This is a genomic window from Aestuariimicrobium ganziense (assembly GCF_015352975.1).
GTDB lineage: Bacteria > Actinomycetota > Actinomycetes > Propionibacteriales > Propionibacteriaceae > Aestuariimicrobium > Aestuariimicrobium ganziense.
Map to the genome: position 1 here is coordinate 133612 of NZ_JACYIZ010000006.1, position 13911 is coordinate 147522.

General features: G+C 69.8%; 12 protein-coding genes, 1 tRNA gene and 1 pseudogene. 12 read left to right on the forward strand and 2 right to left on the reverse strand.

The features are described from left to right. Nucleotides 1-5 precede the first annotated feature (5 nt). The 4 genes and pseudogenes from dhaM to IE660_RS12540 all read left to right on the forward strand — a co-directional run. A pseudogene (gene dhaM, locus IE660_RS16445) lies at nucleotides 6-392 on the forward strand (dihydroxyacetone kinase phosphoryl donor subunit DhaM); the annotation flags it as partial. A 48-nt stretch (nucleotides 393-440) separates the two neighbouring features. After that, nucleotides 441-2327 (forward strand): putative PEP-binding protein, encoded by a 1887-nt coding sequence (locus IE660_RS12530; protein WP_328701955.1) that lies wholly within the window; start codon nucleotides 441-443, stop codon nucleotides 2325-2327. An 87-nt stretch (nucleotides 2328-2414) separates the two neighbouring features. Then, nucleotides 2415-3242: a nucleotidyltransferase family protein gene (locus tag IE660_RS12535; RefSeq protein WP_203568713.1), complete on the forward strand. Its 828-nt coding sequence runs from the start codon at nucleotides 2415-2417 to the stop codon at nucleotides 3240-3242. Further along, the gene (locus IE660_RS12540) at nucleotides 3239-4462 is read left to right on the forward strand and encodes a galactokinase family protein (RefSeq protein WP_207731109.1); all 1224 of its coding nucleotides are present in this window, start codon (nucleotides 3239-3241) and stop codon (nucleotides 4460-4462) included. Before IE660_RS12535 ends, IE660_RS12540 begins: the two co-directional genes overlap by 4 nt. A gap of 67 nt (nucleotides 4463-4529) precedes the next feature. Here IE660_RS12540 and IE660_RS12545 read toward each other — a convergent pair whose 3' ends face one another. Continuing rightward, nucleotides 4530-4838, reverse strand: coding sequence for a VOC family protein (locus IE660_RS12545; RefSeq protein WP_203568714.1), 309 nt, complete (start codon nucleotides 4836-4838; stop codon nucleotides 4530-4532). Nucleotides 4839-5064: 226 nt separating this feature from the next. Between IE660_RS12545 and IE660_RS12550 the strand changes: the two genes are divergently transcribed. From IE660_RS12550 to IE660_RS12570, 5 genes are all read left to right on the forward strand, one after another. Then, nucleotides 5065-5769: a succinate dehydrogenase cytochrome b subunit gene (locus IE660_RS12550; protein ID WP_203568715.1), complete on the forward strand. Its 705-nt coding sequence runs from the start codon at nucleotides 5065-5067 to the stop codon at nucleotides 5767-5769. Next, nucleotides 5769-7724 (forward strand): fumarate reductase/succinate dehydrogenase flavoprotein subunit, encoded by a 1956-nt coding sequence (locus tag IE660_RS12555; RefSeq protein ID WP_203568716.1) that lies wholly within the window; start codon nucleotides 5769-5771, stop codon nucleotides 7722-7724. Before IE660_RS12550 ends, IE660_RS12555 begins: the two co-directional genes overlap by 1 nt. Beyond that, on the forward strand, nucleotides 7721-8470 hold the full coding sequence (locus IE660_RS12560; RefSeq protein WP_203568717.1) for a succinate dehydrogenase/fumarate reductase iron-sulfur subunit: 750 nt from the start codon (nucleotides 7721-7723) through the stop codon (nucleotides 8468-8470). The genes IE660_RS12555 and IE660_RS12560 overlap by 4 nt, the downstream gene beginning before the upstream one ends. Nucleotides 8471-8680: 210 nt before the next feature. Next, entirely contained in the window at nucleotides 8681-9625 is a 945-nt protein-coding gene (locus tag IE660_RS12565; RefSeq protein WP_203568718.1) for a hypothetical protein, read from the forward strand. 222 nt (nucleotides 9626-9847) lie between these two features. Beyond that, on the forward strand, nucleotides 9848-10390 hold the full coding sequence (locus IE660_RS12570) for a hypothetical protein (protein WP_203568719.1): 543 nt from the start codon (nucleotides 9848-9850) through the stop codon (nucleotides 10388-10390). On the opposite strand, the gene IE660_RS12575 is transcribed toward IE660_RS12570, so the two are convergent. Further along, on the reverse strand, nucleotides 10369-11274 hold the full coding sequence (locus IE660_RS12575) for a cation diffusion facilitator family transporter (protein ID WP_235998053.1): 906 nt from the start codon (nucleotides 11272-11274) through the stop codon (nucleotides 10369-10371). The two genes, IE660_RS12570 and IE660_RS12575, sit on opposite strands and share 22 nt — an antisense overlap. Nucleotides 11275-11326: 52 nt before the next feature. Between IE660_RS12575 and IE660_RS12580 the strand changes: the two genes are divergently transcribed. The 3 genes from IE660_RS12580 (at nucleotide 11327) to IE660_RS12590 (ending at nucleotide 13737) form a co-directional block, all read left to right on the forward strand. After that, complete coding sequence (locus tag IE660_RS12580) at nucleotides 11327-12847, forward strand: patatin-like phospholipase family protein (protein WP_203568721.1); 1521 nt, start codon at nucleotides 11327-11329, stop codon at nucleotides 12845-12847. Nucleotides 12848-12955: 108 nt separating this feature from the next. Continuing rightward, nucleotides 12956-13028: transfer RNA gene (locus IE660_RS12585), tRNA-Lys, on the forward strand. Continuing rightward, on the forward strand, nucleotides 12997-13737 hold the full coding sequence (locus IE660_RS12590; RefSeq protein WP_203568722.1) for a hypothetical protein: 741 nt from the start codon (nucleotides 12997-12999) through the stop codon (nucleotides 13735-13737). The genes IE660_RS12585 and IE660_RS12590 overlap by 32 nt, the downstream gene beginning before the upstream one ends. Nucleotides 13738-13911: the final 174 nt, after the last annotated feature.

Here is a 13911-nt window from a genome sequence, read left to right on the forward strand (position 1 = left end):
CGTCCATGGTCGGGATCGTCGTCGTCTCGCACAGCCGTCCGCTCGCCGAGGCGGCGGTCGCGCTGGCCTGCGAGATGGTCGACGGCGATCGTCCACCGATTGCGGTCGCGGCAGGGCTGGACGAGCAGACCTACGGCACCGACGCCGCCGCCATCGCCGAGGCGATCGGCCAGGTCGACTCCGCTGACGGCGTGCTGGTGCTGATGGATCTGGGCAGCGCGATCATGTCGGCCGAGATGGCGCTGGAGTTCATCGACCCCGAGGTCGCCGAGCGGGTCCGGCTCACCCCGGCACCGCTGGTCGAGGGTCTGGTCTCGGCAGTGGTCACCGCCGCGTGGGGTGCCGGTCTGGACGAGGTCGAGGCCGAGGCCCGCGAAGGGCTCTCGGGCAAGGCACGCCATGGCAGCGACTGGAACCTGCCCGGTGCCAGCCCGGTGCTGATGGCCCCGGCCACCCCCGGTCAGGTGCGCGAGTTCCGCTGGCCGGTGCGCAACCCCCACGGTCTGCACGCCCGTCCGGCGGCGGTGCTCGTGGCTGGGCTGGCCGGACTTGATGCCGTGGTCGAGTTGATGAACGCCAGTACCGGACGCGGCCCGGTCAACGCACGAAGCGTCAACAAGGTCGCCAGCCTCGGCCTTCGCCGGGGTGACGAGTTGCTCGCCCGCAGTTGGGGCCCCCAGGCCGACGACGCGGTGGCCAGGCTCGAGGCGATGGCGGCCGACACCTTCGGTGACCGCTCGGAGTTCGACGAGCCTGCCCAGCAGATGGCCGAGGGCACCGGGCTACAGGTGGTGCTGGCCCCCGCTGTCGTGGTCGACGGCGAGGTCGACACCTCCGGCTACGAGCCCGGCCCCACCGAGGCGGTTCGCCTGCGCGAGGCGCTCGGCCAGGTCGCCGACACCTTGCAGGCCCGGGCGGACGAGTCGGCTGGTGCGATCTTCGCCGCCCAACGAGCCCTGCTCACCGACCCCGAACTGGGCCCGGCGATGCGACGCGCGCTCACCTCGACGAGGTCGGCCACCGAGGCGGTCAGGACGGTGTTCACCTCGGTCGCCGCCGACTTCGACTCACTGCCCCACCCCTACCTGCGCGAACGCAGCCAGGACGTCCGCAGCCTGTCACGGCAGGTGCTGCGCGCCCTGGTCGGGCAACCCGACGGCGACCTCGAGGTGGTCGACCAGCCGCACGTGCTGGTCGTCGACGAGTTGGACGCCGCCACAGCCGCCACCCTCGACCCGGCCCTGTGCCTGGGCGTGGTGACCCTGACCGGTGGCGCGACCGGCCACGGCGTGATCGTGGCCACGGGCCGCGGCGTCCCGGTGCTCACCGGACGCGCAGAGGCGGCCGACCTCACCAACGGTGACCTGATCGGTTTCGACCCGGTCAGCCAGGAGTTGTGGCTTCGTCCCGACGAGGCGACCGTCGAGCAGATCTGCCGCACCGCCACCGCGCGCGCCGACGACGAGCGCCGCGCCGCCGAGGACTCCCACGAACCCGCGGTCACCGTGTCGGCGGTGCAGGTGCTGGTCGAGGCCAACATCTCGAGCCTGGCCGACGCCCAGCGGGCCGCCCTGGCCGGTGCGGACGGGGCGGGGCTGGTGCGCACCGAACTGCTCTGGGGGCACCGCGCCGATGCCCCGGCGGTGCAGTCCATGGCCGACGACCTGGTCGCGATCGGCGAGGCGCTCGGTGGTCGCACCATCACGGTGCGCACTTGGGATGGCGCCGCTGACAAGCCACTTCCCTTCCTGCCCGAACCCGAGCCCGAACTCAATCCGTTCCTGGGTGAGCGCGGCCTCCGTGCGATGCGGCGGGCACCGGAGTTGTTCCGCGACCAGTTGCGCGGCATCGTCCTGGCCTCGCAGCGCACCCCGGTGCGGGTGATGTTCCCGATGGTGACCGAACCCGAGGAAGTGGTCTGGGCACGCTCGGTGCTCGACGAGGTGACCTCCGAGGTGGGTGCCGATTCAGTGCCGGTGGGGATCATGGTCGAGGTGCCGGCCGTGGCGCTGCGGATCGCCGAGTTCGCGCCCTTGGTCGACTTCGTCTCGGTGGGGACGAACGACCTGACCCAGTACACCTGTGCCGTCGACCGCGGCAACGCCCACGTCGCCTCGCTGGGACGAGCCGACTCCCCTGCGGTGCTGGCGCTGATCGGGATGACCTGCGAGGGCCTGCCTGGGGTGCCGGTCGCGGTCTGCGGTGACCTGGCCAGCGACACGGACCACACCGCGACGCTGGTGGGGCTCGGGGTGACCGAGCTCAGCGTTCGTCCGCCGCTGGTCGGTCTGGTGAAGGCTGCCGTGCGTGGCGCGACCCTCATCTGACGTCGCTGGGGTCTGACCGGCCTTGAGCGCGCAGCGGCACCGTCGCCTTCGTGCGTCGCGAGGGCAGGTTTCCCTAGGCTGACGGGCATGTCCCAGTCACCCCAGACGGCACCCCACAAGGCAGTGATCATGGCCCGTGGCCTCGGGTCGCGGATGCGCAAGCAGGCCGATGGCGTCGAGCTCACCCCCGAGCAGCAGGCTGCGGCCGATTCCGGGGTCAAGGCGATGATCTCGGTCGGTCGTCCGTTCCTCGACCACGTGATCTCGGCGATCGCCGACGCCGGCTTCACCGACATCTGCCTGGTGATCGGGCCTGAGCACGACGTGATCCGCGACTACTACACCGCCCTCGACAAGCAGCGGGTGACCATCAGCTACGCCGTGCAGGACGAGCCGCTGGGCACCGCCAACGCCTACCTGGCGGCCGCCGAGTTCGCCGGTGACGACCGGGTGCTGGTGATCAACTCCGACAACCACTACCCCACCGACGCCGTGGCGCTGCTGCAGCAGACAACGCACTCGGCCTGCCTGGGCTTCGACGTCGAGGCGCTGATCGCGAAGAGCAACATCCCCGCCGACCGGGTGAACGCGTTCGCCCTGGTCACCACCGACGACGACCGGCACCTGGACACGATCGTCGAGAAGCCGACCGCCGAGCAGCGGGCCGCGGTCGGCGAGCGTCCGATGGTGTCGATGAACTGCTGGCTGTTGGGGCCGGCGGTGCTCGAGGCGGCGCGGCACATCCCCTTGTCGGCACGCGGTGAGTACGAGTTGGTCGACGCCGTGCGTGCCGCCAAGGACGCCGGTGAGGTGATCGAGGTGGTTCCGGTGAAGGCCGGCGTGCTCGACATGTCGAGCCGCGCAGACATCGCCGACGTCGTGGCAGCACTGGGGGGCAAGCCGTGCCAGCTCTGAACACCACCACCACCGGACTCGACGAGGTGGCCTGGTTCGCCCCGGGCCGGATCGAGGTGCTGGGCAAGCACACCGACTACGCCGGGGGACGATCGCTGTTGGCCGCAGTCGACCGTGGGGTCACCGTGCGCGCCGAACGCCGCGACCAGCGCGGGGTCTCGGCGCGCTCGTCCTCACTGGAGGGTGACATCACCCTGGCCGCCGGCATCGATCCGCAGCTGCCGCCCGGGCACTGGGGCGGCTACCTGCAGGCCGCGATCGAACGGTTGACGCTCAACTTCGGCGAGCTGGCCGGAGCCCACCTCGAGGTGACCTCGACGCTGCCGCTGGCCTCGGGCATGTCGTCGTCGTCCGCCCTGATCGTCGGGTTGTCGATGGCGCTGGCTGAACTGAACGGGCTGCCCGAGACCGAGGTGTGGCAGGCAGCGATCACCGACCGGATCGACTTGGCGGGCTATCTCGCCTGCGTCGAGAACGGGATGACCTTCAAGAACCTCGAGGGGCACCGCGGCGTCGGCACCTTCGGCGGCTCGGAGGACCACACCGGCATGCTGTGCACCCAGCCGCACATGCTCGGCCAGTTCTCGTTCTGTCCGATTCGCCACGAGCGCGACCTACCGTTCCCCGACGACCTGAGCTTCGCGGTGATGGTCAGCGGGGTGTCGGCCGAGAAGACCGGTGCGGCGCGTGACCTCTACAACCGGGCGTCACTGGCGACGCGCGAGATCGTCCAGCGCTGGAACGAGTCGACCGGCAGCAACGAGGTCGTGATCGCCGACGTGCTGGCAGGCGGGGACGATGCCGCCGACCGCCTGCGCGCGCTGGTGGCCGACGACGACTACCTGTCGAAGCGGCTGCACCAGTTCCTGGAGGAGTCGACCCGAATCGTCCCCGCGGCTGGCGACGCGTTCGTGGCCGGCGACTGGCAGGGGTTCGGCGCCATGGTCGACGAGTCGCAGAAGCTGTCGCAGACTGACCTGGGCAACCAGGTGCCCGAGACCGTGTCGCTGGCGGCGCAGGCACGCGAGTTGGGGGCGTTGGCCGCCTCGGCGTTCGGCGCCGGGTTCGGCGGGTCGGTGTGGGCGTTGGTGCCGACCAGCGGTGCGGACGAGTTCGCCGCCGCATGGTTGGAGCGACACCGGGCGGCCCACCCCGAGGCAGGGCTGAGGGCGACCTCGATCACCACTCGTCCGGGCGACCCAGCGAAGCGCCTGGACTGATCTGGCAGACGATCACGGGCTACCCCGTGCCCACCCGCTGAGCTGATCGCGGAAGAGCTACCCGCCCTCACCGGGCTGACCGGGGCCAGTCGTCCCTCTCGTCCCTCGGCATCCGACGTCGCCGGACGCTCGGGGGCAGTGGTCGCTGACCGCACCCGGGCCAGACGTGCCCCACCGGGTCGGCGAACACCAGGCAGTGCTCATGGTTCGGCTGCGTGTCGTACTTCGTCGCGCCCGCGGCCAGCACCCGGCGTTCGGCTGCCTCGAGGTCGTCGACCAGGAAGTCGAGGTGGATGAGCCCACTCGTCTCGGGCCAGGGCAGCGGCGTGAAGTCGTCCACGTACTGGAAGTCGATGCGGCCGCCCGCGCTGTGCATGGTGGCGAACGAGGCGCGGCAGAAGGTGACCTCGCCGCCGGTGATGTCGGCTTAGAAGTCGGCGAGCTGCCTGGTGTCAGGGCAGTTCACGGTGACGGAGCTGAGGGTGATCGCGTCGGACATGGTGTCACGGCCGTGGGCAGCTCGGTGGGACGATCGTGATCAAGCGACCCGCCGGACTGGGCGAACTGCCCGCTCACTAGCATGGTCGGTGAGGTGATGCCCCGTGACGTCCACCACCCTGCGTTCGGCGACGACGTCGCGAGCCCGAGTGTCGACCTTCACCTTGAAGCTGGCGATGGCGGTCACCGGATGGCTGTTCGCCCTGTTCGCCGCGGTGCACATGTACGGCAACCTCAAGGCCTGGTTCGGTGCCGACGCCTACAACGGCTACGCCCACTGGCTGCACAACGCCCTCTACCCGCTGCTGCCGCGCGACGGGCTGCTGTGGATCATGCGGATCGTCCTGGCGGTCGCGTTGGTCGTCCACGTGGTCGCCTCCTTGGTGCTGTACCTGCGGGGACGACGAGCGCGCGGCCGGTTCCGGCGGCGCGGCCACAACCGTTGGGCCGCGGCGACCATGCCGTGGACCGGGTTGTTGCTGCTCGCCTTCCTCACCTTCCACATCCTCGACCTGACCTTGGGCATCGCCGGTGCTGCCGAGTACCGCGCCGCCACCGCCGATGAGTCCTTCGCCTACCAGAACACCGTCGCCAGCATGGGTCGTCCGCTCGCCGGAGCCGCCTATCTGCTGGCGATGCTGGTGCTGCTCGTCCACCTCGTCCACGGGTTGTGGAGCAGCGCCACCGAGTTCGGACTGACCGGCCGCCGCACCCGGAAGGCCTGGAAGGTGATCGCCTACGTGCTCGCCATCGGCATCACGGTGGGCAACTTGACCCTACCGATCGGGGTCTGGACGGGGTTGCTGTGATGACCGACCTCGCCGACACCACCATCGATGCCCTGCGCCAGGTGGGACGAGCCCTTGACCCGGGCGTCCCCGACGTCGCCCCCGACCAGGCTTGGGCTGTGCGGCGCAGCCAGCACCGCCTGGTGTCCCCGGGCAACCGGCGCCACTTCCGGGTGATCGTGGTCGGCACTGGCCTGGCCGGTGCTGGTGCTGCGGCCGCGCTGGCCGAACTCGGCTACCACGTCGACGCCTTCACCTTCCACGACGCCCCGCGGCGTGCCCACAGCGTGGCTGCCCAAGGGGGCATCAACGCCGCGAGGGCCCGCGCGGTCGACAACGACTCGGTGCACCGGTTCGTGGTCGACACCGTCAAGGGCGGCGACTTCCGTGCCCGTGAGGCTGACGTGTTCCGCCTGGCGGCCGAGTCGAGTCGGGTGATCGACCACCTCAACGCGATCGGCGCGCCGTTCGCCCGCGAGTACGGCGGCAGCCTGTCGACCCGCTCGTTCGGCGGCGTTCAGGTGTCGCGCACCTACTACACCCGTGGGCAGACCGGCCAGCAGCTGCAGGTCGCAGCCGCCCAGGCCCTGCTGCGTCAGGTCAAGGCCGGCCGGGTCACCCTGCACACCCGGCACGAGATGCTCGACCTGGTCGTGGCCGACGGACGCGCCCAGGGCATCGTCACCCGCGACCTGGTCAACGGCCAGATCAGGGCCCACACCGCCCACGCCGTGGTGCTGGCCACCGGCGGCTACGGGTCGGTGTTCCACCACTCCACGCTGGCCGTGCACTCCAACGCCACCGCGGTGTGGCGGGCGCACCTGCGCGGGGCACTGTTCGCGTCGCCCTCGTTCGTCCAGTTCCACCCCACCGCCCTGCCCGCCGACTCCCCGAACCAGGCCAAGACGACGTTGATGAGCGAGTCGCTGCGCAACGACGGACGCGTCTGGGTACCCACGCATCCCGGCGACGCGCGGCGTCCGAACGAAATCCCCGAGCACGAGCGGGACTACTACCTCGAGCGTCGCTACCCCGCCTACGGCAACCTCGCCCCCCGCGACATCTCCTCGCGAGCAGCCCGGGTCGAGATCGACGCCGGACGAGGAGTCGGTCCGCAGAAGAACTCGGTCTACCTCGACTTCTCCGACGCGATCGCCCGGCTCGGACGAGCCACCATCGCCGAGCGCTACGGCAACCTGTTCGCGATGTACGCCGACGTCACCGGCGAGGACCCCTATGTCGAGCCGATGCGGATCGCACCTGCCGCCCACTTCGTGATGGGTGGGCTGTGGAGTGACTTCGACCTGATGACCTCGGTGCCGGGGCTGTTCGTCGGCGGCGAGGCCGGCTCGAGCTACCACGGCGCCAACCGGCTGGGAGCGAACTCACTGCTGTCGGCCTGCGTCGACGGCTGGTTCACCCTGCCGCTGACGGTGCCCCACCACCTGGCCGGGCTGCTGGGTGAGCCGGTGCTGGACTCCGACGCCCCGGAGGTTGCGGCGGCGGTCGCGTCGGTGCGTGAACGGGTCGAGGCGCTGCTGGCGGTCGGTGGACGAACCCGTGCCTCGTCCTTCCACCGTGAACTGGGCGAGGTGCTGCGCCGAGGCTGCGGGGTGAGCCGCACCGAGGCCGGGCTGCGCGCCGCGCTGACCGAGGTGTCTGCGCTGCGGGAGCGGTTCTGGGCCGACCTGTGGGTGCCCGGCGACGGCGGACGACTCAACCAGGAACTGGAGTCAGCCGGTCGGGTCGCCGACTTCCTCGACCTGGCCGAGCTGATGTGCCTGGACGCGCTCGACCGCACCGAGTCGGCCGGCGCCCACTTCCGTGACGAGTTCCAGACCGCACTCGGTGAGGCCAAGCGCGACGACGATCGCTGGTGCAGCGTCTCGGCGTGGGAGCACGGGTCGCCGCCGGTGCGCCACCACGAACCGCTGCACTTCAGCGCCGTACCGATGGCCGAGAGGGACTACCGATGAAGCTCACCGTCGAGGTCTGGCGCCAGGAATCCCCGGCTGACGCGGGGCGTTGGGAGCGTCACGAGGTGGACGACGCCGCGTCCCACCTGTCGTTGCTCGACCTGCTCGACCTGCTCAACGACCAGATCGCTGCCGCCGGTGGTGAGCCGGTGGCCTACGAGTCGGACTGCCGCGAGGGCGCGTGCGGTGCCTGTGGGGTGACCGTCAACGGGGTGCCGCACGGGCCGGTGCCGAGGACGCCGTCGTGCCGTCAGCACCTGCGCTCGTTCGACGGCGCGACCCGGCTGCGGATCGAGCCGCTGCGCTCAGCGGCGTTTCCCGTGGTGCGCGACCTGGTGATCGACCGATCTGCTCTGGACGCCTTGGTGACCGCTGGCGGCCATGTCGCGATCAACTCGGGGACTGCCTCCGATGCGGAGGCACTCCCCATTGGTCACGACGATGCCGAGACCGCGCTCGACTTCGCCGCCTGCATCGGCTGCGGGGCGTGCGTGGCCGCCTGCCCGAACGGGGCGGCGCACCTGTTCGCCGGGGCGAAGCTGGCCCACCTGGCGATGCTGCCCCAGCCGGCACTCGAGCGTGGACGACGGGCCCGCGCCATCGTGGACGAGTTGGAGCAACGCTTCGGGCCGTGCTCGACCTACGGCGAGTGCGCCGAGGTCTGCCCGGCCGGGATCAGCCTTGCGGCGGTGGCCGCAGTGCACCGCGAGGGCATCCGGGCCTGGTGGCGCGGCCGCGACGACTGAGGGCGTTGCCTCCACCCGGACTCGCTGAGGCACAGGTTGTTGCGCGAGGCACAGGCAATTTCCTATGCGTCACGCAACAGGTTGTGCCTCACCGGGCGTGTGCGGGGCACAGTGGCACGTCATCCACAACTCGAGGGTTGCTCGAGCAGTTGTCCACAGCCCTGGCAGGGGGGCTGTCGCCATGTCTCCTCCAGCACAAAGCTGTGCTGCATGGAACTGCGCGATCTGCCTCTCGACGGTGATCTGACTTGGGCGGAGCTGTGCCGACACGGCCTTGGTGTCAGCGAAATCAGGCAGCTGCTGAACTCCGGTGAGCTCGTCCGACTGGCTCGCGACGCCTACCTACCTGGCCATGTTCTCGACGCTGCACCTGACAGGTTCGCACGTGCGCGGCTGCTGCACCGCCGCACGACGGCCGCCCTGGTCAATCAGTTCGACGGACGCGCCGCCGCCAGCCATACCAGCGCTGCGGTGCTCCACGAGTTGCCGCTGTGGCGAGCGTCTCTGGACGACGTGCACCTGACCAGGGTCGCCGACCGCAACTCCCGGCATCGATCGGGTGCCGTCCTGCACCGCCAGATCCCCGATCAACCACTACAGAACGTCGATGGTGTACTGGCCGTCGGGATCGCCGACGCCATCGTCGGTGTCGGTCTGCTGGACCGTTCGCCCCACGGCATCGACATGCTGATCGCCGCCGACCACGCCCTGCGACAGCAGTTGGTCACACGTGGTGAACTGGACGAAGCCACCACGCGGCATCGGGGGTTCCGGGGGATGTCACGGGTGCACCAGTTGGCCTTCGCCGAGCCACTCCACGAGAGCGCCGGCGAAACGCGACTCGGACTCGCGACTCGCCTGCTGGGGCTCGCCTCGACTCCACAGGTTGAGCACATCATCGACGGCGTTCAGTACCGGGTCGATCGTCAGCTGGACGACTGGCCGGTTGTGCTGGAGATGGACGGTCTGGCCAAGTACGGGGCCGACCCCCTGGAACAGCGTCGTGCTCTTGAGGCGCAGAAGGTCCGGGAAGAGGCGCTGCGCAGCATCGGCTTGGTCTTCGTCCGCATGCTGTGGGGGCAACTCGGCAATCTGCCGCTGCTGCGACGCCGGATCCACGCTGCCATCGACGAGTGCCGCGCCCGTGTCGCCTGACAGGTCGGGTCCCCAAACCCCCCAGCACTCGTGAACCGCTGAGCACGACCCCAGCAGGCCCCGAGCCGTTCGCTGAGGCACAGGTTGCTGTGCGAGGCACAGGCAATTGCCAATGCCCCACGCAGCAGGTTGTGCTTTGGCGCCAGCGATGCCGCCTCGTCCGGCATCTAGACTCAGCGACACGTAGCATCACGCGGTCAGTACCCAACAGGAGGGCGACCCATGACCGAGGCCACCATCGTGACCGAGGTGCTGGAGCGGCCCGCCCGCCGGCTCGTCCTCAAGCGCAGCAGATCGGCGGACGACTACTTCAGCTACGTCGACGAGGTCGGCTGCGGCACCAGTGACGCTTCCGCCCCGTGGGACGAACTGGTGCGGATCACTGAGGCCATCGACGAGCCGGTCGGGCTCTGGTTGCCCGAAGCCATGCGCCCCGCAGGCACCGGCAGCTATGCGCACGGTGTCGAGGTGCCTGCCGACTGGGCAGGCGACCTGCCCGAAGGGTTCGACGTGATCGACCTGGAGCCGTGCACCTTCATGGCGTTCCAAGGCGAGCCCTCTGACGACGAGGCGTACCGCGAAGCGGGCCCTCGCCCCCACAGGGTGAGGCACACCTTGGTGCGTCAAGCACAGGCAATTTCCTGTGCCTCACTCAGCAAGGTGTGCCTCAGTGATAGGTCGCGACGCGATGCCAGGGCGCATGCGAGGGTTCGCACACCCATGGGGATCCCAGGAGTCCGCCCTCAGATCTCGATGTCCTCGTAGCTCTTGGGGTCCTCGATCGGCTCGAGGTGAATGGTGATCCGCAACTCCGGGTACTGGGCCAGCAGGGCTTCGGTCACCTCTTCGACCGCATCGTGGCCGGCCTGCACCGTCCAGGCCCCGGGCACCAGCATGTGGCACTCCATGAACCGACGATGACCCGCCTCACGCGTCCGGAGGGCGTGGAAGTCGACGTTGTCTCGCTTGAAGCCCTCGAGCACGGCGCGGATGCCGTCGTTCTCCTCCTTGGGCAACGACACGTCCATCAGCCCGGCGGTCGACTCGGTGATCAGCTTCCACCCGGTCACCAGGATGTTGATGCCGACCGCGAAGGCCACGAGCGCGTCCAACCGGTTCCAGTGGGTGACCCAGACCAGCCCCACGCCGACCAGCACACCGACCGAGGTCCAGACGTCGGTCAGCAGGTGCTTGGCGTCGGCGACCAGCGTCATCGACCGGTGCCGTCGTCCCTGCCGCAACAGCACCCAGGCCACGCAGCCGTTGACCAGCGAGGCCGCGACCGAGATCAGCAGACCCACGCCGACATTCTCCAGCGGCTGCGGTGAGAAGAACCGCTCCACCGAGGTGTACAGGATCACCGCCGCGGCGACGAAGATCATGATCCCCTCGGTGGCGGCCGAGAAGTACTCGGCCTTGGCGTGGCCGTAGTTGTGGTTCTTGTCCGGGGGCCTGATCGACACCTTCAGCGCCACCAGGGCGACGATCGCCGCCGCCAGGTTGACCAGCGACTCCGCCGCGTCCGACAGCAGGCCCACCGAACCGGTCACCCACCAGGCACCGCCCTTGAGGAAGATCGTGACGAGGGCTGCCGCGATCGACAACCACGCGAACTTGCTCAGGTCGACCGGGGCGCTGCGGACGTGCATGGACGGACTGCTCACGCCAGACAGTGTGGCACTGCGGCGTACTCTGGAGAACATGGCCTCGTCAGTCTGGAATGGTCTTCCCCGCCTGCCGTGGAACCGGCATCCCGACGTGGTCGAGGGGCTGGTGCTCTCCGGCGGAGGCTCGCGCGCCAGTTTCCAGATCGGGGCCCTGCGCTACCTCTACGACGTGGTCGGCATCAAGCCCCAGGTGGTGGTCGGCACCTCGGCCGGCTCGATCCTGGGAGCGATGATCGCCCAGCACGCCGACCCGGACGACCAGGCCCAGGCGGTGCGCACCATCGAGCGCCTCTGGTACGGCATGGACCAGCAGTCCGACATGTTCACCGAACGCCCCTGGTTCACCCGGCTGCGCCGCCGCGGCACCGACTGGATGGCGCTGCTGCAGCGCGAGGCGGCTCGTCCGGCACCCAGTTGGTCACTGCCCCGACTCAACGTCCCGTTCCTCAGCCGGGACGAGGACGCCGACCCCGCCGAGCACCCCGACTCGTCCGTCGTGGGCGAACAGACCGCCGACCCCGAGGAACTCACCGGACAGGCCGAGACCCTGCGCCTGGCCATGGACGACACCGTGCCCACCGGCCTGGGTTGGACCCCGTCGATGGCGATGGGGTTGATGAGCATGCTGCCGAGGCTCCGCGGGGCCTCGGGTGACCTGTCGCTGATCCTGCGCGGCGCCGACGCCACCCGCTCGATGTACCACCCGGGCCCGATCCTCGCGGCCCTGCTCGACCCCGAGGTGTTCGCCGCCGACGCCGTGTCGCGCTCGGGCATCACCGCCCGCTTCGCGATCGTCGGCCTGCACTCGGGTGCGCTGCACTTCATGCGTGAGGACGGCCGGATCGTCGACCGCGACGACCGGCTGCTGTCCGACGACGTGCACGACGTGTCGCGCGGCGTGCTGGCCTCGTGCTCGATCCCCGCCGTGTTCCGCCCGGTCGAGATCGGCGGCGAGTGGTACATCGACGGTGGCACCCGCGAGTACCTGCCCGCCGAGATGGCGATCGGACACCTCGGCGCCAGCCGCTGCTACGTGGTGAGTTCGGGCGCCACCGGGCTGCAGCCGGCCACCGGCTTCGACACCAAGTCGATGCTCACCGTGATGATGCGGGCCACCGAGATCCTGTCAGACGAGGGCTCACGCGACGAGGTCGCCTATGCCCGCAACGCCGGTGCCATGGTGATCGAGCCCGAGTTCAACGTGCACGACCCGCTCACTGTCGACCCCGGACTGATCAGGATCGCCCGCGACTACGGCTGGCTGCGCGCTGCCGAAGCCCACCTCGAACTGAGCCGAGCCGAGCGCTCCATCCACCGCGAGATCATCGAACTGCGCTGCCACGCACACACCCTAGAGGCAGCACGGCTCGCCGCCCGGAAGTCACTGGATGAGCCCGACACCCTCGACGAACTCGCCGAGGTCAAGACCCGGATCCGCCACCTGCTCACCCGGGTCAGGCCCGAGGTGCTGCCCGAGGACGCCGAGCAGTGGTGGCAGTCGGCCGAGGCCCACCCGCGTGCGGCCTCAGAGCATGTCGCGCAACTCGGCGACTGAGTCCACCACCAGGCTGGGCCGGTAGGGATAGCGCTAGAGGTCCTTGCGGCCGGAGATGCCGGGCCAGGTCTCGGTCGTCCGGCGGCCTCGCCCCGCTAGGATTGCCGAGCCCCTATAGCTCAGCTGGCAGAGCAGTGGACTTTTAATCCATGGGTCGCGGGTTCGAGCCCCGCTGGGGGCACGTGTCCCCCGAAACGCTGCGTGGCGTGCTGATCATCCTGGGCGTCGGTCTGGTCGTGCTGACGATCGCCGCAACCCTCGACCGGCGCAGCGCCCGCCGAGCCGATCGTGCGTTGCAGCAGGTGCCCGACCTGCCGGGCGCGGACGAGTCGGACGCCCCGGCAGCTCCCCCACCCACCCCCGAGTACGTCTCGTCCGAACAGGCCCACCGACCCGGGGCAGACACCGCGCTCACCGACGAGCAGCGTGCCCGGGTCGAGGCACTGCGCGACGGCTCAGAAGACGTGGTCGAGGTTTCGGCGCAACTGCCCGATCCGCGGCTGGCCAACAGCGGCGGCACCTTGGTCGCCTTCCAAGCACGGGTGCTCTCGTGCCCCGAGGGCATCGGTTCGGCGCGTGAGGTGATGCAGACCCTCGAGCGGGCCGCCCGCGACAAGACACCGGTCGTTCTGCTGGCGCCCACCATCGACGTCGAGGTGGTCGACCTGCTGGTGGTCAACACTGCGCGCGGCACCCTCGAAGGGGGTGCGGTCATCGTCGGCGCCGGTGACTGCCTGCAGGTGGCCGAGTCGCTGGGTGGGCACGCCGTCGGACGCGCCGACCTGCAGAGCGGCTACGTGCCGCACAGCGCCTACGGCACGGCCTCGGTCCTGGTGGTCGACCAGGCCGTCGCTCGCTTCGTCCCCGTGCCGGGCGAGGTTCAAGCCTGAACTGTCGATGGAGACTTCACCTGAGCTGTGAACTCTCACAATCACGGGCCCTGACTCGACGCTTCCTGAGAGTTCGGCAGTTACTTCTTCACAGTCGACACCGTCAGGGGTCGCTGTCAGTCCTTGTCACGCGCAGGTGCGACACCGACGAGCAGACAGCTCAGCCTGAGCGAA